This window comes from Maribacter sp. PR66, assembly GCF_028464205.1.
Classification (GTDB): domain Bacteria; phylum Bacteroidota; class Bacteroidia; order Flavobacteriales; family Flavobacteriaceae; genus Maribacter; species Maribacter flavus.
Map to the genome: position 1 here is coordinate 233,138 of NZ_JAQPCH010000005.1, position 21,885 is coordinate 255,022.

The following is a 21,885-nucleotide window of genomic DNA, read 5'->3' on the forward strand; positions in this document are numbered from 1 at the left end:
CAGTTCTAAAAAGAAGGAAACTTCAAATTCAAGAAACATTGAAACTTACCCCATCACCCGCTTTAGCCCCTTATCAAAAGCCTTCATATCTTCCATGGTGCCGGTACTGATACGTGCCCATTCATAAAAGGGTGGGAAGGGTCTTCCGATCAAGACATTTTCCTTTTCCATGGCGGACATCATGTCCCTTATCGGTCTACCGGTTTTAAAGAAGACAAAATTGGTGTGTGATTTTACATACGGCAATTCCAAATCGTCCAAGGTTTTATAAATGGCCTGTTTGCCCTCCATGTTCTTCGCTACGCTAAATTTGTAAAATTCATCGTCGTCCAGGGCATGCTTGGCCGCTTCAATGGCCAGCACATTAGTCATCGCCATCACACTTTTTTGCAATCGTTTCGCAATATCCGGGCGCGCTACCAAGTAGCCGATTCGCATCCCCGCAAGTCCGTACACCTTTGAAAAGGTCTTGGAAACGATGACGTTCTTTCCTTCCTTCACCAGTTCCACCATGGAAGGGTAATCCGGTTCCGTAATAAAATCATAATAGGCCTCATCGCTAAACACCATGGCGGTTTCACTGGTACGCTCGCAAAAGGATTTGAGGTCGTTTTTGTCCAAAAGGGTCCCTGTAGGATTGTTGGGATTGCAGATGAATATGAGTCGGGTTTTGCCGTTGACCCGGTTTTCCATTTCCTTTAAATCGTGCTGCATGTTCTCGTCCACAGGAACCCGGTGTACATAGGCACCAAAGTTTTCGGCATAGGTCATCATGGACTGGAAGGTTGGGTCGGCAGCGATGAGCTCCCCTCCGTTGAGTCCGTAGGTAAGCCCCACGGCCTTGAGTCCTTCCGTAGAACCTCCGGTAACGACGATATGGTCCGTGGAAACACCTTCGGTCTCAGCAATCTTTTCCAGCAGTGGTCTGAATACCATGGAGGGATACCTACAAGCGTTATCAAAAGCAGCGGTTATGGCCTTCCTTACTTTTGGGGAAGGGCCAAAGGGGTTTTCGTTGCTGTTCAGCTTGGCAACATCCAACGTTGCATTGCTAGGTCTGTTTGCAGGGTTTGTGAATGCCAGGGCGTTGGCACCGCCCAACATAGTTAGTCCTCCGCCAAGGGCAAAGGTCTTTAGCCAGTTTCTTCGGTCTATGTGGTTCATACCTTTTGGATTTTTCCTAAAAGGTACAAAAAGATGGGGTTACTCGTTAATCGAGGATATTTTAACCCAGATTATTCATTAGAAAATTTATTGCAGCTTGAAATGCCTGCAAAATAAGCGCTTTGCTACCGTTTTCGGAATCACCGTAGCACTGCTACGCCGATTCTTCCATACCACTTTGTTTTATTGGCATTTCAACCCTCACGACGAAGTTCCAATGCATAATCCGGGTTTAATGAAGGTTAACTTACAATTTCAATCGCCCAGCATTTCAAGTTCCAAAGCAACTTAAAAAATGTTTTTTTGAAAGAGTATTTGTTTAGAGGTTTTCCGCTACAACTGAAATTCCTCGTTGTTGTTGTCCTTTTTCCCCTTCTTTTCAGAATTAAAGATATCCTTTAGGATATAGGCGGTAACGATGGTGAGTCCGGTCGTAAGGGTGGGGATGGCGAATTCCCAATTTAAAAGCTGCATTAAACCACCGGCAATGATGGTCAGTACGCCCACGACCATAGCAAAATTCCAAGCTATCTCTACGAAGGTATTGGTCGATTTCCTATCGTGGTCCATAAAATAGGCCGTTCCTTCCATCGCGAACCATAGGATAAAGGAAAGTGCCGTACCTATTTGGAAAATTCCGGTATAGGGGAAATCCAAGATCCGAAGCAGGCCATTGGTCGTCCAAAAAAGTACGAGTACCATTTTGATAAAGTCGACGGGTTTTTTTGGATTCTTTCTCGAAAACCGAATCCCATAAAGTACCAAGATGGCCAAAAAGGAGACCAAAATGATACCGCCGGCATAGGGCCAATGCACGATTCGCGTGAGCATTCCAACGATCAAACAGGCCAGTGCCACTCTGAGCGGCGTTTTTAATGTTTTGTTGGATGTGCTCATAACGAAGGTTTTTAGTTGATAACTTTTATGTTTGCCTTTAGGCCTTCCATGATTCCTATAATGTTCTTTATGGTCTCGTTCAAATAATACCGAACCAGAATATGCGGTATGCGTATGGTGGTAAAACCGTTCTTGAAGGAATGCATGGCCTCTTCCAAATTGTTTATAGCCTGTTCTTCCGTCAATTTATCATAGCCGCAGTCTATTTCAATATTCAATTTTACACGGGAAATGGCAATATCCACGGATTTCTTTCCATCCCACCATTCCAACATTCCCTGTACACCGGCCTCTTTAAGTCCGTAGTACAATTGAATGGCCTCCAAGGGCGTGTTGTTCTTTTGGATCAAGACCTTTATCAGTTCCTGATGATGGGCGCAAAGCTCAACGCCCACACTCTCTATGGCACTTTTATGGTCAAGATATCCAAGCTCTTTGTTACATTCTAAGCAAGTCATTAAGTAGGTTAAGTTTATTTTGTTTGGGATAGTAATAACAACGAAATTTTGGCTTTATTATCAAGTATCGACGTATGACCTCCGGATTTTAGACGAATGACATTTTTTTAGATAAACGGCATTTTGAAATGTTAAAATTGTTGTGAACTTCTATTTTTTGAAAGGGAGATTTTTAGGATAATTGAAGGTATCTTTAGCAAAACCGAAAATTTTCTGCCAAATGTTCAAAAAAATGGGTCCGGGAGTCCTTGTTGCGGCCGCCTTCATTGGTCCGGGAACGGTAACGGCCTGTACCTTGGCAGGGGTTTCCTTTGGATATGCCCTCTTGTGGGCCATGCTACTTTCGGTGGTGGCTACGATGGTATTACAGGAAATGTCGGCCCGGTTGGGCATCATCACCCAAAAGGGATTGGCGGAAGTAATCAAACAGGAATTGGCAAATCCGTATATCCGAACGGGGGTGTTGGGTATTATCGTTTCGGCCATCGTCGTGGGCAATGCCGCCTACGAGGCGGGAAACATTGGTGGGGGAGCCTTGGGCCTAGAAGCCATTTTTGGAACTTCGTTTACGGGATACTATCCGTTCGTTATCGGGTTTTTGGCCTTTATCCTATTATTTATCGGAAATTATAAAGTACTGGAAAAGGTATTCATATCCTTGGTAATCCTCATGAGCCTTTCTTTCGTCATTACGGCCCTGCTCACCAAACCTGATGTATTGTTGATTTTGCAAGGGCTTTTTATCCCGAAGTTTGACAATGAAAATATCCTAACCGTAATCGCACTTGTTGGGACGACCGTAGTCCCGTACAATTTGTTTTTACACGCTTCCTTGGTAAGTGAAAAATGGAAATCGAAAAGCGATTTGGAGTATGCGAAGCGTGATACCTATATATCGATTGTCTTGGGCGGCATCGTTTCCATGTGTATTATTGTGGCGGCAGCTTCGGTAGATTTGATGCAGGTCGAAAGTGTCATGGACATGGCCAAGGCTTTGGAACCTTTGTACGGTACCAGTGCCCGATACTTCATGGGAATCGGACTTTTTGCCGCCGGGGTTACATCGGCCATTACCGCACCCTTGGCGGCGGCCTATGTGGCGGCCAATTGTTTTGGATGGAAGCAAGGACTGAAGGATACTAGATTCCGAATGGTTTGGATGGTCATTTTGGGCTTGGGCGTCTTCTTCCTTTCCTTCAATATCAAACCGATAGAAGTCATCAAATTCGCCCAAATAGCCAACGGAATCTTGTTGCCCATAATCGCCATTTTTCTGCTTTGGGTGGTGAACAGGGTCACCTTGATGGGCGATAACAAGAATACGGTAATGCAGAACCTGCTGGGAATTACAATTGTGCTGATAGCCGTCTTTTTGGGAATAAAAAGTATTTTAAAGGTATTTGAAGTAGTATGATGAAGGAATATACCATAGATATCAACTGCGATGTAGGTGAGGGCGTGGCCAATGAAGCGAAGCTGTTTCCATACATTTCCAGTTGCAATATTGCCTGTGGGGGACATACGGGTGATCGGGATTCGATGCGGGCGACCCTTCGTTTGGCAAAAAAATTTGGAGTTGGGATAGGGGCGCATCCCTCGTATCCAGACCGTGAAAATTTTGGAAGAGAATCACTTTCCATGGATGCCACGGAATTATCCCAAAGTATCAAAAATCAAATCCATCAGTTAGCATCGATCTGCAAAGAGGAAAAAGTTACGATACAACATATCAAGCCCCATGGGGCGCTTTATAACGATTTGGCAAAGGACGTGGCATTGTCGCGTATCTTCTTGGATGCGATTCAGGAGTATAAATCTGAACTCATAGTGTTTTTACCTTTTGATTCCGTCTTGGAAAAATTGGCGCTTAAGAAAGGATTCCAAATAAAGGTGGAGGCTTTCGCCGATAGAAATTACACGGAAGAATTGACCCTCGTTCCAAGGACCCATCCCAATGCACTGATCACGGAACCCCAAGAGGTGTTGAACCATGTGGTGCGGATGGTCAAGGAGCGGCAGGTCAGGACCATAGCTAATACCTTTGAACCGATGCTCGCCCAAACCTATTGCGTGCATGGCGACACCCCGGAAGCTTTGCAAATATTGACGTATATTACGAAGGAATTACCAAAATATCAGATAGCCTTAAAAAGATGACGCATCCACCTATTTCCTTAAAACCGTATGGAAGGCATGCCATATTGATAGAATGGCCCAACAAGGTAAGCGAAACTATTTTGGAAAGCATTTTGGATTTTGAGGACTTTCTCTTGAGGAATTGCCTCAAGGAAAAAGGTTGGGAAACGATATCCGCCTACAATTCGCTCCTGTTGGTTCATCCCAAACTTGAGATAGACTATCCGGAATTCAGTCGTAACCTAAGTGCATGGTATGACCAATCTAAAGGAGGGGTGGCAAGGGAAAAGGTACTTTGGAAATTACCGGTTAGTTATGACAGGTCCTTTGGAATAGATTTGGACGAGGTAGCTAAGGAATTAAATAAAAGTGTAGAAGATATTGTAAAACTACATACGGAAAACACATATACTGTATATGGTATCGGGTTCGTTCCCGGTTTTATGTATTTGGGTGGTGTGCCAGCGGAATTGGAAATTCCCAGAAAAGCGACCCCCAGATTGAAAGTGCAAAAAGGCTCCGTAGGTATCGCGGCAAAGCAAACGGGAATCTATCCGCAGGAATCCCCAGGTGGCTGGAACATAATCGGCAACTGTCCGGTGCCCTTGTTCGATAGGAATAAAAAGGACCCTTGTTTTGTGAACGTTGGGGATAAAATTCAGTTTCAACCCATTTCCATGGGCGAGTACGAACTACATAAAATCGAGGCCGAGGTGGGAATTTATAAACCAGAAAAAATACTATTGGATGCTTAAGGTTTTAAAAGCCGGATTTTTCACGAGCGTACAGGATTTGGGTCGGTTCCATCATCGTAAAAAAGGGGTTCCGGTATCGGGATGTATGGACCAGCAATCGGTTTATAAGGCCAATACCTTGTTGGAAAACGACGACCGAAGTGCCGTTTTGGAAATTACCATGACGGGCCCCACCTTGCTATTTGAAAAGGATACCTACATCGTTTTGGGAGGAGCACAGATTTCCGTGACCTTGAACAATGAACCCATCCAAAATTATAAAGTCTATCCCGTGAAGGAAGGGGATATCCTGTCCTATGGGAAACTTAAAAAGGGATTTAGAAGCTATTTGGCCTTAAAGGGCGGATTCAAAACGAAGGAAATATTGGGCAGCCGTTCCTTTTATGTTCCCATTACGGATGTAAATAGAATTAAGGAGGGTGATGAGGTTCCCTATGGGGAACACCGCAATTTTGCACCCAAAATTTCTGAATTGAAAGTGGATAGCTTTTTGGACGAGACCGTTTTGGAAGTCTACAAGGCACCGGAATTCGATTTACTGACGGATAAACAACTGGAGAATCTCTTTTCACGGAAATTCACCGTCTCCAAGGAAAACAATCGTATGGCCTACCAATTGTCCGAAACCTTGGAAGCGCATCAACATAGCATTCTAACTTCGGCTACGTTACCGGGCACCATTCAGTTGACTCCATCGGGAAAATTGATCGTGCTTATGAAGGACGGACAGACTACCGGTGGCTATCCAAGGATATTACAGCTTTCGGATAGGTCCATTTCCGTATTGGCACAAAAACGGGAAGGCAATATGGTATCCTTTAAATTTATTTAGTCGGGGGAAATGCCCAATTTGCCCGTAGCCTGTCATCGTTTTTAAGATAGTATTTTGGGCGTATTGATTTTTTGCGTACTATTGTCCCATGATTAAGAATAACGAAATTGTCATTGAGGTCGTCATTATTTCCAATAGGAAATGATATAGATTTTTCGTTGACTTAAAAAACCTGTATCAGAGCCATCCGATACAGGTTTTTTTATGTTTCCATTTGAAATCACCATGTATTGAATATGATAATAAAACAAAGGTTAAGTATCTGAAAGACAGTTTTTTAATTAATTTTTATGGGTATTGAATTTGAACCTGATTTAAATGTTAAAAAATGAACGCTTACTAAACTTATATCTTTGATATACGCCAACTTAAAAATAAAAGGAAGAAGACGAAAAAATGGAATTGAACAAGTATAGTAAAACGGTAACCCAAGACCCCACATTGCCAGCAGCACAGGCCATGCTACATGCCATTGGCCTAACGGATGATGATTTGAAGAAACCCCTAATCGGTATAGCAAGCACGGGCTATGAGGGGAATCCATGTAATATGCACTTGAACGATTTGGCGGTACATGTGAAGAAGGGTGCGGACAATGCAGGATTGGTTGGTCTTATTTTCAATACCATTGGTGTGAGTGACGGTATTGCCAACGGAACCCCAGGGATGCGTTATTCCTTGGTTTCAAGGGATGTTATTGCGGATTCTATGGAAACGGTGGTGGAGGCCATGAGCTATGACGGATTGGTTACGGTGGTAGGTTGCGATAAGAATATGCCGGGTGCCCTTATGGCGATGCTTCGTTTGAACAGGCCTTCCGTTTTGGTATATGGCGGTACGATTGCATCGGGATGTCATAATGGAAAAAAACTGGATATTATTTCCGCTTTTGAGGCCTATGGACAAAAAGTAGCCGGAAATATAGATGAAGAAGAATACAAGGAGGTTATCCATAAAGCGTGTCCGGGTGCAGGTGCCTGCGGTGGTATGTATACCGCCAACACCATGGCCTCTGCCATTGAGGCGTTGGGAATGTCCTTGCCATTCAACTCCTCAAATCCTGCCATCAGCGACGGAAACTTGAAGGAACAGGAATCCGTAAAGGCCGGGGAGGCGATGCGATTGTTATTGGAACGAGACATCAAACCTTTGGACATCGTTACCAAAAAATCTTTGGAGAACGCTTTTAGATTGGTAACGGTCCTAGGTGGATCCACCAATGCCGTGCTCCACTTCTTGGCGATTGCCAAGGCCGCCCAGATAGAATTTACTTTGGAAGACTTTAAGAAAATAAGCGACAACACACCCTTGTTGGCCGATTTAAAACCGAGCGGTAAGTATTCCATGGAAGACCTTCATGGGGTAGGTGGTATTCCCGGAGTTTTAAAGTATATGCTGGATAACAACATGCTGCACGGCGATTGTTTGACGGTTACCGGAAAAACGCTTGCCGAAAACCTAAAGGACGTACCCAACCTGATCCAGGGCCAGGATATTGTCCATACCTTGGACAATCCGATCAAGGAAACAGGGCATATTAGAATTCTGTTCGGGAATTTGGCTACGGAAGGTGCGGTCGCCAAGATTACGGGCAAGGAAGGACTGGCCTTTAAAGGAACCGCCAATGTCTTTGACGGCGAAACGGCCGTGAACGAAGGCATCAAGAACGGGAAGGTCAAAAAGGGCGATGTGGTGATTATTCGCTACGAAGGTCCCAAAGGGGCACCCGGAATGCCGGAGATGTTGAAACCTACTTCTTCCATCATGGGAGCGGGACTGGGCAAGGATGTCGCTTTGATTACGGATGGCCGTTTTTCGGGTGGATCGCACGGATTTGTGGTCGGCCACGTGTCACCGGAAGCACAGGTTGGAGGGAACATCGCATTGGTTCAGAATGGGGATATTATTTCCATTGACGCCGTGAACAATACCATTGATATTGAAATTTCCGATGCCGAACTGGAAGCGAGAAGGGCCAAATGGGTGGCACCGGAACTAAAGGCCAAAAGAGGAATGTTATACAAGTACGCCAGAAGTGTATCGTCCGCAGCAAACGGATGTGTAACGGACGAATTTTAATCAGGCGTATTTTTAATTGTTTGATATGGAAACATTGAAAGAAAAAAAGACAGCGCAGGAGACTGCAACATCCATGAAAATTAGTGGTGCGGAGGCCATCATCCATTGCTTGTTGGCAGAAGGGGTCGATTTGATTTATGGCTACCCGGGCGGGGCCATTATGCCTGTCTATGACGAACTATATAAATTTCAGGATAAGCTTACGCATATCCTCACAAGACATGAACAAGGAGCGACCCATGCCGCGCAAGGGTACGCGAGGGTATCCGGAAGGGTAGGGGTGGCCATGGCGACATCAGGTCCCGGGGCCACCAACTTGGTAACGGGTCTGGCGGATGCTCAGATAGATTCCACGCCCTTGGTTTGTATCACGGGTCAGGTACCCCGACATTTGTTGGGTTCCGATGCCTTCCAGGAAACGGATATTATTGGTATTTCCACGCCTGTCACCAAGTGGAACTATCAGGTGACCAAGGCTTCCGAAATTCCGGAAATCATGGCCAAGGCATTTTATATTGCCAAATCCGGCCGTCCGGGCCCGGTATTGGTGGATATTACCAAAAATGCCCAGTTTGACGAACTGGATTTCAGTTATACAAAATGTACGGGTGTACGAAGTTACAAGCCCGCACCAAAACCAAATCCTGAGGCTTTACAACAGGCGGCGGACATGATCAATAACGCCAAGAAGCCATTGATCGTTTGGGGCCAGGGTGTCATTCTTGGTAAGGCGGAGCAAGAGCTGAAGGAACTGGTGGAGAAAGCTGGGATTCCCGCTGCTTGGACCATCATGGGAGCATCGGCCTTGGATACCGATCACCCATTGAACGTGGGGATGGTTGGGATGCACGGGAACTATGGACCCAACATATTGACCAATGAATGCGATGTGCTTATTGCCATCGGGATGCGTTTTGACGATAGGGTAACGGGTCGATTGGAAGATTACGCGAAACAGGCAAAGGTCATCCATTTTGAGATCGACCCTGCCGAGGTCAATAAAAATGTCCATGCCGATGTGGCCGTATTGGGCAATTCAAAAGAAACCTTAGGTCTGATTCTTCCTTTGATAAACCCGAATTCCCACAAAGAATGGCGACAACTTTTTGAGGAAAAATATCAGATTGAGTATGATACTGTTATTAAAAATGACATTTATCCTACAAAGGAAGGTCTGACCATGGGAGAGGTTATCGAGGAAATCAATTTGGCTTCGGACCAAAAAGCGGTGATCGTGACGGATGTGGGCCAGCACCAGATGATCGGTTGTAGATATGCGAAATTCAAGGAATCCAAAAGTAATATTACGTCCGGTGGACTTGGAACCATGGGGTTTGCACTGCCAGCGGCCATCGGTGCCAAAATGGGTGCCATGGACAGGGAGGTAGTGGCCATCATAGGCGATGGGGGATACCAAATGACGATTCAGGAGTTGGGGGTTATTTTCCAACACAACGTTCCGGTGAAAATCGTGGTGTTGAACAACGACCACTTGGGAATGGTGCGCCAATGGCAGGAGCTATTCTTTGATCGTAGATATGCTTCCACGGTCATGACGAATCCGGATTTTGTAAAGATTGCCGAAGGGTATCACATCCAAGCAAAAAGAGTAACCGAAAGAAAGGATTTGAAAAGTACGGTTCAGGAAATGATGGCTTCAAAAAATCCATATTTCTTGGAGGTAAAAGTTGAAAAGGAGGACAACGTTTTCCCGATGATTCCTTCCGGTGCAGCGGTGTCCGAGATCCGATTGAAATAGTCTATGAACGATTCCAACGTCCTAGATATCCCAAAGGTTTACAAGGCACTACAGGATACATCCAGTGCAATTGGTTTTACCATGCCATCGGATGTATATGTGGGGACCTTTTTAAAAACCCTGGTCAGTTCAAAACCGTGGGGAAGATTTTTGGAACTGGGTACAGGTGTTGGATTGAGCTTGTCATGGATGATTGATGGACTGGTTGGGGAATCGGAACTAATTTCGGTAGATAATGATTCCCAATTGATTGAAATTGCCCGTTCCTTCTTTGGCAATGACGACCGGGTAACACTGGTTTGTGAGGATGGGGCTAGATGGATCGAAAACTATAGAGGTGAAAAGTTCGATTTGATTTTTGCAGATGCATGGCCCGGAAAATACGGTCAGTTGGAGGAAACCTTGGCATTGTTGAAAGTTGGTGGTTTTTATGTGATCGACGACATGTTGGCGCAGGCCAATTGGCCAGAAGGACACGACAAAAATGTGGCCGAGCTGCTTGCACATTTGGAAAGTAGGGATGATTTGAATTTGACAAAAATAAATTGGTCAACGGGAATCGTGTTGGCCGTAAAAACAATATAATTTCGGTCTGTGATCAAGTAGGGTTGGACCGTTATTTAAAGATGAAAATTTAACGTATGAAGAATGAATGGTTTACCATATCGGTATATTCCGAGAACAACGTGGGATTGCTCAACAGGATATCGGGCATATTTTTAAAAAGGCACATCAATATAGAAAGTCTGAACGTTTCAAAATCGGAAATAGACCACGTATCCAAGTTCACCATCGTAGTCAATACTACGGAAAAATGGGTGCATAACATCGTTGGGCAAATCGAAAAACAGATAGAGGTCATCAAGGCCTTTTACCATACGGATGATGAAACCATTTATCAGGAATCGGCCCTGTTTAAAATAGCATCCAATCTGTTGTTCGATGAACGCCAGATCCAGAACATCATCAAGGAAAGTAATTCACAGATCGTTACGGTTTCCAGGGAATTTTTCGTTTTGGCAAAGAGTGGTAGAAGGTTCGAGATTGATGAGATGTACGAACAATTGAAGCCCTTTGGCATTATGCAGTTCGTGCGTTCCGGCCGAATCTCGGTGACCAAGGATGAAATGCAGATTACGTCTTTGTTGAAAGAGTTCCAGCACAATTAATACTTTTGAAAACTAATTAATCAAAATCCCTTTTGGGAAAAATCACACTTAAAAACTAGAAATAAAATGTCAAATTACTTTAATACGCTGTCGTTACGGGACCAATTGACGCAATTGGGAAAATGTAGATTTATGGAAGCCACGGAATTCTCCGATGGCGTAACTGCGTTAAAAGGAAAGAAAATTGTAATCGTAGGCTGCGGTGCCCAAGGCTTGAACCAAGGCTTGAACATGAGGGATTCCGGATTGGATATCGCTTATGCACTGAGGGATGCCGCCATTAAGGAAAAGAGACAATCATACCTCAATGCCTCTGAGAACGGTTTCAAAGTTGGAACCTATGAGGAATTGATTCCAAGTGCAGATTTGGTCATTAACCTGACTCCGGATAAGCAACACACCCAGGTCGTAGGTGCCGTGATGCCCTTGATGAAGAAAGGGGCTACCTTGTCCTATTCCCATGGTTTCAATATCGTTGAAGAGGGCACCAAGATCAGGAAAGATCTTACCGTAATTATGGTCGCCCCCAAGAGTCCGGGTTCTGAGGTGCGGGAAGAATACAAAAGAGGTTTTGGGGTACCTACCTTGATTGCGGTACACCCAGAAAATGACCCGGAGGGAAAGGGCTTGGAACAAGCCAAGGCCTATGCTGCCGCTACGGGAGGACACAAGGCCGGGGTGTTGGAATCTTCCTTCGTTGCGGAGGTAAAGTCCGATTTAATGGGCGAGCAGACTATTCTTTGTGGTCTGTTGCAGACAGGTTCCATTTTATGTTTCGATAAAATGATCGAAAAGGGTATCGAGCCGGGCTACGCTTCCAAATTGATCCAATTCGGATGGGAAACCATTACGGAGGGTATGAAATATGGAGGTATCACCAACATGATGGACCGTTTGTCCAATCCGGCAAAAATAAAGGCCTTTGAACTTTCCGAAGAATTAAAGGATATCATGCGGCCTTTGTTCCAGAAGCACATGGACGATATCATGACGGGACATTTCTCCAAGACCATGATGGAAGATTGGGCTAATGACGATAAGAATCTATTGACCTGGAGAGCGGAAACCGGGGAAACGGCTTTCGAAAAAACACCTGCAGGCGATATGACTATTACAGAACAGGAATACTATGACAACGGTGTATTGATGGTGGCCATGGTACGGGCCGGGGTCGAACTCGCCTACGAGTCCATGACAGAATCGGGGATCATTGGTGAATCCGCATATTACGAATCCCTGCATGAGACCCCGTTGATCGCAAATACGATTGCCAGAAAGAAACTTTTTGAAATGAACCGGGTGATTTCAGATACGGCGGAATACGGTTGCTATTTGTTCGATCATGCCTGTAAACCTTTGTTGGCGGACTTCATGAAAAAAATAGATACCGACGTGATCGGGAAGCATTATGGCGAAGGCAGTGACAATGATGTGGACAATGCGAAACTGATCGAAGTGAACAAAAAACTACGGGAACATCCGGTGGAAATTGTGGGTGCAAGGCTACGTGAGAGCATGACCGCTATGAAACCTATCGTGTAATCTTAGATATAACGGACCTTTACCGTACATCTTATGGAATATTTCCCAAAGGTAGAGGATATACAGCAAGCGGCGTTGACCATTCGGCAAGTATCGGAGGTAACGCCGCTTACTCCTAGTATACGTTTGTCCAAACAGTTCGGGGCAAATGTATTTTTGAAGCGGGAAGACCTGCAGCGGGTCCGGTCCTACAAGATACGGGGAGCCTTCAACAAGATCAATTCCCTTTCACAGGAAGAAAGAAGGCATGGCGTGGTTTGTGCAAGTGCCGGTAACCATGCGCAAGGCGTCGCCTTTGCCTGTCGACATTTAAAAATAAAGGCAACCATTTATATGCCGTCGGTAACCCCAAGACAAAAAGTGGAGCAAACGCAGATGTTTGGGGAGGAATGGGTGCATATAGTACTTGAAGGCGATACCTTCGACGACTCCTACAATGCGGCCATGAAGTATTGTACTGCCGAAAACAAGACCTTTATCCATCCGTTCGATGACCCCAAGGTAATTGAGGGACAGGGTACCGTGGGACTGGAACTGTTGGAACAGACCACGAACCCCATCGATTACATTTTCGTCGCCATAGGTGGGGGCGGACTGGCTTCGGGGCTTTCGGCAGTTTTTAAAAACCGTTCGCCAAAGACGAAAATTATTGGTGTGGAACCCTTGGGAGCTCCGTCCATGAAAACATCCGTGGAGAACAATCGGAATACGGAATTGGAACATATCGATAAGTTCATTGATGGTGCTGCGGTAAAAAAGGTAGGGGACCTCACTTTTGCCATTTGCAGGGAACATCTTTACGATATCGTAACGGTACATGAAGGGAAGGTTTGTCAAACTATATTAGATTTGTACAACAGGGACGCCATTGTTGTGGAACCCGCTGGGGCTTTGAGCATCGCGGCGTTGGACGCCTTTGCAGACCAAATCAAGGGAAAGAACGTGGTCTGTATTGTAAGTGGTAGCAATAATGATATTACAAGAACTGCGGAAATAAAGGAGCGTGCCCTTTTATATGGGAAATTAAAACACTATTTTATTGTCCGATTTCCCCAGCGCCCGGGAGCCCTTAAGCAATTTGTTGCGGAGATTTTGGGTCCTACGGATGACATTACGCATTTTGAGTATTCCAAAAAATCCAGCAAGGAAAATGCGCCGGCCGTCGTGGGTATCGAGCTAAAAAATCCAGAGGATTTACAACCTTTAATGGAGCGCATGAAGGCCAATAATTTTTTTGGGGAATATATAAACGACAAACCGGATTTATTTCAATATTTAGTATAAAATTGAGAACATGAGCAAAAAGAATAGCAACATACCTAAAGAGTTCGCCATTGAGCAGCCCATTCACCAAACCAAGTATCTGATAGATGGCAAGTTAAAGGAGTGGTCAGGACCTGTGACTGAAGTTTATTCCACGATTTCATCCACCGAGGACTATAAACCCACCTTGTTGGGCAGTATTCCAGATTTGCAGGAACCGGAAGCCATGGATGCTTTGAACGCAGCACTTACTGCCTATGATAGGGGGCAGGGTGTATGGCCCACAATGCATGTACGGGATCGTATCATTTGCATGGAAAATTTTGTCAAGCAGATGAAGACCAAAAGGGACATTGTAGTAAAGTATTTAATGTGGGAAATTGGAAAATCCCTTCCAGATTCCCAAAAGGAGTTTGACAGAACGGTGGAGTATGTGGAAGATACCATTGAAGACTACAAAAACTTGGATAGAAACGCAGCCAAGTTTCAGAAGCACGATGGTGTCTATGCCCATATCAAAAGGGGGCCCTTAGGCGTGGTACTCTGTTTGGGACCCTATAACTACCCTTTGAACGAGACCTTTGCATTGTTGATTCCTGCTATCATTATGGGAAACACGACGATTTTTAAACCAGCCAAACATGGGGTTTTGTTAATTACTCCTTTGTTAGAGGCTTTTCAATCCTGTTTTCCAAAAGGTGTCGTGAATGTTATTTTTGGAAGGGGGAGAACGGTCGCCGCACCTATAATGCAGACAGGAAAAGTGGATGTTTTGGCTTTGATAGGAAACAGTAAATCTGCAAACGCTTTGCAGGACCAACATCCAAAAAGCAACAGGTTGCGATTGGTTCTTGGCTTAGAAGCTAAAAACCCCGCAATTATTTTGCCGGATGCGGATATGGAACTGACTATCAATGAATGTTTGGCAGGCACCCTTTCCTTTAATGGTCAGCGATGTACGGCTTTGAAGGTTATCTATGTACATGAGGAGGTTCGTGAAAATTTCCTTAAGAAATTTGCCGATGAAGTGGATAAATTGAAGTTTGGTAACCCTTGGGATGATGGCGTAAAATTGACGCCATTACCTGAACCCGATAAACCCGCTTACATTCAGGAACTCATAGATGATGCCTTAGCCAAAGGGGCCAAGATATTGAATAAAAAAGGAGGGAAGCATTTTGATAATTATATCTGGCCGGCCGTACTATATCCGGTGACAAAGGAAATGCGCGTATATCAGGAGGAACAGTTTGGACCTATTATTCCTGTGTTGTCTTTTTCCGATATTGAAGAACCTTTGGACGATATGGCGGAAAGCAACTACGGACAGCAAGTCAGTCTTTTTGGTAAGGACGTTTATACACTTTCTCCGTTGATCGATACCTTGGTGAACTTGGTCTGTAGGGTAAACTTGAACAGTTCCTGTCAGCGAGGTCCGGATGTATATCCGTTCACGGGAAGGAAGGATTCAGCACAGTCTACATTGAGTGTGCACGATGCTTTGCGCTCATTTTCTATACGGACCTTTGTTGCATTTAAGGACAACGATTTGAATACCGAAACCGTACAGCAGTTATTGGAAGCCAAAGTTTCCAATTTTGTAAGCACGGATTACATTCTTTAATTTTCAAATAACAGAATGAAAGCCGAAACGAACGTTTCGGCTTTTTTATTATGTTTTGCCTAGAAATATGGCATTTTAACAATAACTAACAATTTGTTAGGGTATTGAGTTAATATTGAACATAAATAGGATAATGCACTAATAACTTTTGGCAAATAAGTTCCCTAATTTTGCATGGGAAAAACGAATGAGAGCACTATGAATTTAGAACGGACGAACAAAAAAGCACTTTTCTCCTTGGCCCTTGGAGGTTTTGGCATAGGACTTACGGAGTTCGTCATTATGGGCATACTTACAGAAGTTTCTGACGCCTTGGAAATTACAATTTCACAAGCCGGACATTTCATAGCGGCCTATGCCTTTGGAGTTGTGGTAGGTGCGCCTTTGTTGACCAGTTTGGGGTCCAAACTGTCTCCAAAAAGAATGCTGTTCATTTTGATGGTCTGGTTTACCCTGTTCAATACCCTTTCAGGGCTTTCTACGAATTACGTAACACTATTGGTACTACGGTTTTTATCTGGAATACCCCATGGCGCATTCTTTGGTATTGGCGCGGTAGTGGCCATGAAATTGGCAAGAAAGGGAAAATCGGCCCAAGCCATAGCCATGATGTTCTCAGGGTTGACGGTTGCCAATGTTATCGGTGTTCCAATCGGCACTTACATTGGTCAGGAATTTGGCTGGAGCATGTCATTTTTTTTGGTGGGTGTTGTCGGTATATTAACATTGACCACCTTGCAGTTCTGGATGCCACAAATGGAAGCGGCGACCAATACGCCCCAAGTAAAATTATCAGAGGCTTTACGAAACAAGCAATTGTGGGCCATGATTGCCTTGACCACTATTGGGACCGGAGGCTTTTTTGCATGGTATAGCTATATTGCCCCATTGATAACTGATGTGGCCGGCTTGGAAGACCATTATGTAGGCTATGCGATGATGCTCGCCGGATTGGGGATGGTTTTTGGAAATTTTGTTGGGGCTAAAATGGCGGAAGTATTTTCCCCTTTAAGGGCCGTTATTATAAGTTTGTCCGTTATGTCCATTGTCTTGGTAATCAATATGTTCATTGCTTCAAATCCGTATATATTGATGGTATTTACCTTTTTGATAGGCGCCGTTGCCTTTACGGTTTCCACGCCCATTCAAATGGCCATCATCAATACGGCAAAAGGCTCTGAAATGCTGGGTTCCTCTATGAACCAAAGTGCTTTTAATATGGGAAATGCTTCGGGGGCCTATCTGGCCGGTTTGCCCATGGTATTTGGGTTGGAGGTGATCTATTCCAGTTTGGTTGGTGGAATCTTGGCTGCATCTGGAGTAATATTGGCCATAGCGATATACCTTTACCGAAAACAGCAAATAGGAAAATCGAATAAAGTTGCGGTACCTTCCTAATTGACATCGGAATTTAGTATTTTCACAACTTTATGATTTTGGCCGTAATGAATTTCTAATTTTTGCGTTAGAAGTTATACTAAAACCATTTTCCAAAGTGCATCGATTTAAACTTATTTTTGGCTCCTTATTTTTGGTGCTGATTCTTTTTGTTTTGTCCGCTGCGACCATAGATACGAAAGTTGAAGAGGTTTCTCCAGAGGAATTGCAACAGCGGTTGGCCATGCAAAAGGAAGCCAAAATATATGCTTCCCGAAAGAGGGCCTTGGAAGAGGCTGTGAAACAATACTTTAATCAGGCCATTGCATCTGGTGAAATTGTAGGTGCCGGTGTAAGCATTGTAAAAGGAGATTCCATTATACTGTCCCAAGGATATGGAAAGAGAAATAACCAAAAAGGCACTCGAATAGATGGGGAAACCGTATTCCGATTGGGTTCCTTATCCAAAGGATTTACGGGTGTTTTGGCAGCCAAGTTGGTGGAGGAGCGTGTATTTGATTTTATGGACAAGGTTACGGATTATCTTCCGGAGTTTGTTTTTGGGGATAGTACGAATACCCAAAGTATTAAGATAGCCCATTTACTTTCCCATACTTCAGGAACACCTTATCACAGTTATACCAATTTGGTGGAAGCAGGTTTGTCCATGGGCAAGATTGCAGGTCAATTTAAGGAGGTGCAACCCCAAAGTCCGCCAGGTATTCAATACAGCTACCAAAACGCTATGTTCGCGCTTTCCCAGGAAATTATGCTTAAGGCCACGGGTCAGGATATCAACAAATTATTGATGCAACGTTTTTTTGAACCTTTGGGAATGTACAGTGCTTCCATGGACCATGCTTCTTTTGTGGAAAAGGGGAATATTGCCGAGCCCCATGTAAAAAATGGACATAGCTGGCGAATTTTGCCATTGAAGGACAACTATTACAACGCTGTTGCTGCGGGCGGCATCGATGCCAGTGCCAATGATATGGGTAAATGGATGCGCTTTTTATTGGGACATAATACTTCCGTTATGGCAAAAAGTACTTTGGAAAAAGCTTTTGAGCCTTTTATCGAATTGAACGAGAACAATAAGTATTATCAACGTTGGGAAGGACACTTAAAATCAGCTTATGCTTTTGGATGGAGAATCCACACAATGAAGAATGAAAAAACCAATAAAGAGGAAACCATAGTACATCATGGAGGCAGTGTCAATAGTTACAGAAATGAAATTGCCATTTTTCCGGATGCCGACCTAGGTATTTGTGTGCTGATGAACAATCACTCTGGTCTGGCCAAAAATGTGATACCAGAACTAAGAGCTTTAGTAAAACATATTTATGAATTATCACCCGATGCTTTGGCGAGCTTATAATTGTGTAAGTGATATTCAAAAGAAAACCCTCAATTTACTATTGAGGGTTTTTAATTTTATAAGGTAAATGGTTTAGATGTTTTTTGCCAGCCAATCCCCAACTTCACTTGTTTTATAAGACTTTCCGCCTTCCGCCAAATCTTCTGTCACGATACCCTCGGCCAAGGATTTATTGACCACCCTTCTGATTTCTTCGGCCTCTTTGGTCAATTCTAGATCTTCAAAGAGCATCGCGGCCGATAAAACAGTCGCCAAAGGATTTGCAATGTCCTTACCGGCAGCTTGCGGATAGGAACCATGTATCGGTTCGTACAAGGATACCTTGCTACCTACGGAGGAAGATGGCATTAATCCCATAGATCCAGAAATTACGGAGGCTTCATCCGTAAGGATATCCCCAAAAAGATTCGCGGTAATGATGACATCATATCCTTTTGGCCATTGTATCAAACGCATAGCCGTGGCATCCACAAATTCATAGGAAACTTCAACTTCCGGATAATCTTTTTCCATAGCCTGTACGGTCTCCCTCCACAATCTAGAGGATTCCAGTACATTGGCCTTATCCACGCAGCACAGTTTTTTGGAACGTTTCATGGCCATTTCAAAACCTTTTTTAGCCAATCGCTCAATTTCGAACCGTTGATAGGTCATGGTGTCAAAGGCAGTATGGTTGTCGTCCTTTCTACCGCGTTCCCCAAAATAAATACCTCCGGTAAGTTCCCTTAGGATAATCAAATCCGTTCCTTCGATACGTTCCCTTTTTAAAGGCGATTTGTCTATCAAGGAAGGAAAGGTAAATGTGGGCCGTACGTTGGCGAACAAACCTAATTTTTGTCGCATCTTTAAAAGTCCTTGCTCTGGACGCACCTTTGCCGATGGGTCATTGTCAAATCTTGGATGACCTATGGCACCGAATAGTACGGCATCTGAACTGGCACAGATTTCATGGGTCTCGTCTGGATAAGGTTCACCTACGGCATCGATGGCGGCCGCCCCTGTCAAAGCGGGTTTCCATGTAATCTCATGATCGTATTTTGCCGCGATAGCATCGCATACTTTTACCGCTTGATCTACTACTTCAGGGCCTATTCCATCACCGGCCAATAGGGCTATGTTTAGTTTCATTTTTTTTTAGTTTCTAGTTCTTAGTTTAAAGTTTTAAGTTGATCAAATCCCAAATCATATATCTCAAATCTTATATCTATTAAGTAATATCTATATAAGATTCAACATTTTTTCCGTGGCCTTTATGGCCGATACCGTTTGATCCGAATCCAGACCACGAGATGTAAATTCCTTTCCGTCCAGATCCCACGTAATGACGGTTTCACAAAGGGCATCCGAGGCACTACCGGGAGGAATTCGCACGGCATAGTCCGTCAGTCTCGGTAATACGAGATTTTGGGCCTTATATATTTTTCGCAAGGCGTTCATAAAAGCATCGTATTGTCCGTCGCCCGATGCATTTTCCTCAAAGGTTTTACCGTCGATTTCCAAAGAAAGGGTAGTGGAGGGACGCAGTCCCTTGGAATGTGTCAATACATAGGACTTTACAAACACTTTTTGCTGATAATCCGTATCCAGGACATCGGATATGATATAGGGCAAGTCATCCTTCGTGACGCGTTCTTTTTTATCGCCCAGCTCAATAATGCGCGCCGTAACCTTTTTAAGTTCGTCATCGTTCAGGGTAAGTCCTAGTTCCTGTAGGTTTTTTTGGATGTTGGCCTTTCCGGACATTTTACCCAAGGCGTACTTTCGTTTTCTACCAAATCGTTCCGGCATCAAATCGCTAAAGTAAAGATTTTTCTTACTATCTCCATCTGCATGAATACCAGCAGTTTGCGTAAAAACGTTGTCCCCAACTATGGGTTTGTTCGCCGGTATACTGATACCTGTAAACGCCGATACCAATTTGCTTACTTTATAAAGTGCCTTCTCGTTCAAATTAATTTTTACATCCGGCAGAAAATCATTGATGACGGCAATGGCGCTGGCCATAGGGGCATTGCCTGCCCGTTCCCCCATACCGTTGATGGTGAGATGCAGTCCATGGCACCCTGCTTTAATGGCTTCCATTACGTTGGCCACGCCCAGATCATAGTCGTTATGACCGTGAAAATCAATATGCAACTGAGGATATTTTTGAACGATTTCCGAAATAAATTCGGATGTTTCGGTATGAGTGAGTATTCCCAAGGTATCCGGTAGCAACACCCGTTTAATCGGTTGCGTAGTGAGGAAATCCAAAAATTGAAAAACATATTCCTTTGAGTTCCGCATGCCATTACTCCAATCTTCCAGGTAAATGTTATTGATGATACCTTTTTCAGAAGCCGCTTTGAAAATCTCGGCAATTTCAGCAAAATGTTGTTCCGGCGTTTTTTTAAGCTGGTGGGTCAAGTGGTTTAAGGAACCTTTGGTCAGTAAATTTTGGGAAATGGCACCGGCCTTTTCCATCCAATCTAAGGATACGCCGCCATCCACGAAGGTGAGTACCTCTATCTTGTCCAAATAATTATGGACTTTGGCCCATTCCGTAATTTGCTGCACCGCTTGGAGTTCCCCTTCCGAAACCCGTGCCGAAGCAACTTCAATACGGTCAACCTTGAGTTCCTCCAAGAGTAATTTGGCCAAGGTCAATTTTTCGGAGGCGGAAAAGGATACCCCAGAGGTCTGTTCCCCATCCCTAAGGGTGGTATCCATGATTTCCAACTTTCTTTTCACGCGTTTAAAATTAGGTCAATTGCTTGATTCTTAAACATTTCCTTTCGTAGAGGTATTTTATTTGCAATAACAAATCCCTCAATGAGGGTTTCATTCCAGTATGGTTGGGATACTACTTAGAGCGGAGTGTTGGCAGCAAACGTTTGAATGTCCTTTTTGATGTTCAACAAAAAGTCGATATCGTCAAAACCGTTCATCATATTATTTTTCTTGTAACCATTGATTTCAAAAGATTCACTTTCCCCTGAGGATAACAATGTAATCGTTTGCTCCGGAAGGCCTACTTCCAGTTCGGTTTTTGGGTCGGCCTCAATGGCGTCAAATATTTTTTGTAGAAAATCCGCACTCACCTGCACGGGTAGCACCCCAATATTTAAGCAGTTGTTCCTAAAAATATCAGCAAAAAAACTGGAAACAACGCACCTGAATCCGTAATCATAGACGGCCCAAGCAGCGTGTTCACGGGAGGAACCCGATCCAAAGTTTTTGCCACCCACCAATATTTTACCACTGTAGGTAGGGTCGTTCAAGACAAAATCCTTTTTTGGGCTATCGTCCTGATTGTATCGCCAATCCCTAAAAAGGTTATCGCCAAACCCCTTTCTCTCGGTAGCCTTTAGGAAACGTGCGGGTATAATCTGGTCCGTATCCACATTTTCTATAGGTAAAGGAACCGCTGTTGATGTTAATATGTTGAATTTATCGTAAGCCATTTTATA

General features: G+C 44.1%; 19 protein-coding genes. 13 read left to right on the top strand and 6 right to left on the bottom strand.

The features are described 5' to 3' along the window. Positions 1 to 45: 45 nt before the first annotated feature. The 3 genes from PP181_RS11205 to PP181_RS11215 all read right to left on the bottom strand — a co-directional run bounded on the left by PP181_RS11205 (position 46) and on the right by PP181_RS11215 (position 2,519). Complete coding sequence (locus tag PP181_RS11205; protein WP_272637167.1) at positions 46 to 1,164, bottom strand: pyridoxal phosphate-dependent aminotransferase; 1,119 nt, start codon at positions 1,162 to 1,164, stop codon at positions 46 to 48. 333 nt (positions 1,165 to 1,497) lie between these two features. Continuing rightward, positions 1,498 to 2,061, bottom strand: a complete 564-nt coding sequence (locus PP181_RS11210) for a hypothetical protein (protein ID WP_272637168.1) — start codon at positions 2,059 to 2,061, stop codon at positions 1,498 to 1,500. 11 nt (positions 2,062 to 2,072) lie between these two features. Further along, on the bottom strand, positions 2,073 to 2,519 hold the full coding sequence (locus tag PP181_RS11215; protein WP_138258429.1) for a hypothetical protein: 447 nt from the start codon (positions 2,517 to 2,519) through the stop codon (positions 2,073 to 2,075). 220 nt (positions 2,520 to 2,739) lie between these two features. Here PP181_RS11215 and PP181_RS11220 point away from each other — a divergent pair, with 220 nt between their 5' ends. From PP181_RS11220 to PP181_RS11280, 13 genes are all read left to right on the top strand, one after another. Next, on the top strand, positions 2,740 to 3,933 hold the full coding sequence (locus PP181_RS11220; protein ID WP_272637169.1) for an Nramp family divalent metal transporter: 1,194 nt from the start codon (positions 2,740 to 2,742) through the stop codon (positions 3,931 to 3,933). Further along, positions 3,930 to 4,676 (top strand): 5-oxoprolinase subunit PxpA, encoded by a 747-nt coding sequence (gene pxpA, locus PP181_RS11225; RefSeq protein ID WP_272637170.1) that lies wholly within the window; start codon positions 3,930 to 3,932, stop codon positions 4,674 to 4,676. The genes PP181_RS11220 and pxpA overlap by 4 nt, the downstream gene beginning before the upstream one ends. Beyond that, positions 4,673 to 5,410, top strand: coding sequence for a 5-oxoprolinase subunit PxpB (gene pxpB, locus PP181_RS11230; protein ID WP_154919775.1), 738 nt, complete (start codon positions 4,673 to 4,675; stop codon positions 5,408 to 5,410). Before pxpA ends, pxpB begins: the two co-directional genes overlap by 4 nt. Further along, positions 5,403 to 6,242, top strand: a complete 840-nt coding sequence (locus PP181_RS11235) for a biotin-dependent carboxyltransferase family protein (RefSeq protein ID WP_272637171.1) — start codon at positions 5,403 to 5,405, stop codon at positions 6,240 to 6,242. Before pxpB ends, PP181_RS11235 begins: the two co-directional genes overlap by 8 nt. Before the next feature lie 396 nt (positions 6,243 to 6,638). Continuing rightward, on the top strand, positions 6,639 to 8,321 hold the full coding sequence (gene ilvD, locus PP181_RS11240; RefSeq protein ID WP_272637172.1) for a dihydroxy-acid dehydratase: 1,683 nt from the start codon (positions 6,639 to 6,641) through the stop codon (positions 8,319 to 8,321). Between the two features lie 25 nt (positions 8,322 to 8,346). Then, the gene (ilvB, locus tag PP181_RS11245; RefSeq protein ID WP_272637173.1) at positions 8,347 to 10,080 is read left to right on the top strand and encodes a biosynthetic-type acetolactate synthase large subunit; all 1,734 of its coding nucleotides are present in this window, start codon (positions 8,347 to 8,349) and stop codon (positions 10,078 to 10,080) included. 3 nt (positions 10,081 to 10,083) lie between these two features. Continuing rightward, the gene (locus PP181_RS11250) at positions 10,084 to 10,665 is read left to right on the top strand and encodes an O-methyltransferase (RefSeq protein WP_272637174.1); all 582 of its coding nucleotides are present in this window, start codon (positions 10,084 to 10,086) and stop codon (positions 10,663 to 10,665) included. Between the two features lie 56 nt (positions 10,666 to 10,721). Beyond that, positions 10,722 to 11,249 (top strand): acetolactate synthase small subunit, encoded by a 528-nt coding sequence (ilvN, locus tag PP181_RS11255; RefSeq protein ID WP_138258437.1) that lies wholly within the window; start codon positions 10,722 to 10,724, stop codon positions 11,247 to 11,249. Between the two features lie 66 nt (positions 11,250 to 11,315). Then, positions 11,316 to 12,791, top strand: coding sequence for a ketol-acid reductoisomerase (ilvC, locus tag PP181_RS11260; protein ID WP_272637175.1), 1,476 nt, complete (start codon positions 11,316 to 11,318; stop codon positions 12,789 to 12,791). A 33-nt stretch (positions 12,792 to 12,824) separates the two neighbouring features. Continuing rightward, the gene (ilvA, locus tag PP181_RS11265) at positions 12,825 to 14,075 is read left to right on the top strand and encodes a threonine ammonia-lyase IlvA (RefSeq protein WP_272637176.1); all 1,251 of its coding nucleotides are present in this window, start codon (positions 12,825 to 12,827) and stop codon (positions 14,073 to 14,075) included. Positions 14,076 to 14,085: 10 nt separating this feature from the next. Further along, positions 14,086 to 15,678 (top strand): NADP-dependent glyceraldehyde-3-phosphate dehydrogenase, encoded by a 1,593-nt coding sequence (locus tag PP181_RS11270; protein ID WP_272637177.1) that lies wholly within the window; start codon positions 14,086 to 14,088, stop codon positions 15,676 to 15,678. Between the two features lie 198 nt (positions 15,679 to 15,876). Further along, entirely contained in the window at positions 15,877 to 17,076 is a 1,200-nt protein-coding gene (locus tag PP181_RS11275) for an MFS transporter (protein WP_272637178.1), read from the top strand. Positions 17,077 to 17,173: 97 nt separating this feature from the next. Beyond that, positions 17,174 to 18,436 carry a serine hydrolase domain-containing protein gene (locus tag PP181_RS11280; protein WP_272637179.1) on the top strand — a complete coding sequence of 421 codons (1,263 nt, stop codon included), beginning with the start codon at positions 17,174 to 17,176 and terminating at the stop codon, positions 18,434 to 18,436. A gap of 72 nt (positions 18,437 to 18,508) precedes the next feature. Here PP181_RS11280 and leuB read toward each other — a convergent pair whose 3' ends face one another. From leuB to leuD, 3 genes are all read right to left on the bottom strand, one after another. Then, a complete protein-coding gene (leuB, locus tag PP181_RS11285; protein WP_272637180.1) occupies positions 18,509 to 19,564 on the bottom strand; it encodes a 3-isopropylmalate dehydrogenase in 1,056 nt (351 codons plus the stop codon). A 90-nt stretch (positions 19,565 to 19,654) separates the two neighbouring features. Continuing rightward, entirely contained in the window at positions 19,655 to 21,145 is a 1,491-nt protein-coding gene (locus PP181_RS11290; protein ID WP_272637214.1) for an alpha-isopropylmalate synthase regulatory domain-containing protein, read from the bottom strand. Positions 21,146 to 21,282: 137 nt separating this feature from the next. Next, complete coding sequence (leuD, locus tag PP181_RS11295; protein ID WP_272637181.1) at positions 21,283 to 21,879, bottom strand: 3-isopropylmalate dehydratase small subunit; 597 nt, start codon at positions 21,877 to 21,879, stop codon at positions 21,283 to 21,285. Positions 21,880 to 21,885: the final 6 nt, after the last annotated feature.

Bases quoted from the DNA above. Each gene is read 5' to 3' on its own strand.
- PP181_RS11205 (WP_272637167.1), bottom strand. From the start codon at position 1,164: ATGAACCACATAGACCGAAGAAACTGGCTAAAGACCTTTGCCCTTGGC.
- PP181_RS11210 (WP_272637168.1), bottom strand. From the start codon at position 2,061: ATGAGCACATCCAACAAAACATTAAAAACGCCGCTCAGAGTGGCACTG.
- PP181_RS11215 (WP_138258429.1), bottom strand. From the start codon at position 2,519: ATGACTTGCTTAGAATGTAACAAAGAGCTTGGATATCTTGACCATAAA.
- PP181_RS11220 (WP_272637169.1), top strand. From the start codon at position 2,740: ATGTTCAAAAAAATGGGTCCGGGAGTCCTTGTTGCGGCCGCCTTCATT.
- pxpA (WP_272637170.1), top strand. From the start codon at position 3,930: ATGATGAAGGAATATACCATAGATATCAACTGCGATGTAGGTGAGGGC.
- pxpB (WP_154919775.1), top strand. From the start codon at position 4,673: ATGACGCATCCACCTATTTCCTTAAAACCGTATGGAAGGCATGCCATA.
- PP181_RS11235 (WP_272637171.1), top strand. From the start codon at position 5,403: ATGCTTAAGGTTTTAAAAGCCGGATTTTTCACGAGCGTACAGGATTTG.
- ilvD (WP_272637172.1), top strand. From the start codon at position 6,639: ATGGAATTGAACAAGTATAGTAAAACGGTAACCCAAGACCCCACATTG.
- ilvB (WP_272637173.1), top strand. From the start codon at position 8,347: ATGGAAACATTGAAAGAAAAAAAGACAGCGCAGGAGACTGCAACATCC.
- PP181_RS11250 (WP_272637174.1), top strand. From the start codon at position 10,084: ATGAACGATTCCAACGTCCTAGATATCCCAAAGGTTTACAAGGCACTA.
- ilvN (WP_138258437.1), top strand. From the start codon at position 10,722: ATGAAGAATGAATGGTTTACCATATCGGTATATTCCGAGAACAACGTG.
- ilvC (WP_272637175.1), top strand. From the start codon at position 11,316: ATGTCAAATTACTTTAATACGCTGTCGTTACGGGACCAATTGACGCAA.
- ilvA (WP_272637176.1), top strand. From the start codon at position 12,825: ATGGAATATTTCCCAAAGGTAGAGGATATACAGCAAGCGGCGTTGACC.
- PP181_RS11270 (WP_272637177.1), top strand. From the start codon at position 14,086: ATGAGCAAAAAGAATAGCAACATACCTAAAGAGTTCGCCATTGAGCAG.
- PP181_RS11275 (WP_272637178.1), top strand. From the start codon at position 15,877: ATGAATTTAGAACGGACGAACAAAAAAGCACTTTTCTCCTTGGCCCTT.
- leuB (WP_272637180.1), bottom strand. From the start codon at position 19,564: ATGAAACTAAACATAGCCCTATTGGCCGGTGATGGAATAGGCCCTGAA.
- PP181_RS11290 (WP_272637214.1), bottom strand. From the start codon at position 21,145: ATGGATACCACCCTTAGGGATGGGGAACAGACCTCTGGGGTATCCTTT.
- leuD (WP_272637181.1), bottom strand. From the start codon at position 21,879: ATGGCTTACGATAAATTCAACATATTAACATCAACAGCGGTTCCTTTA.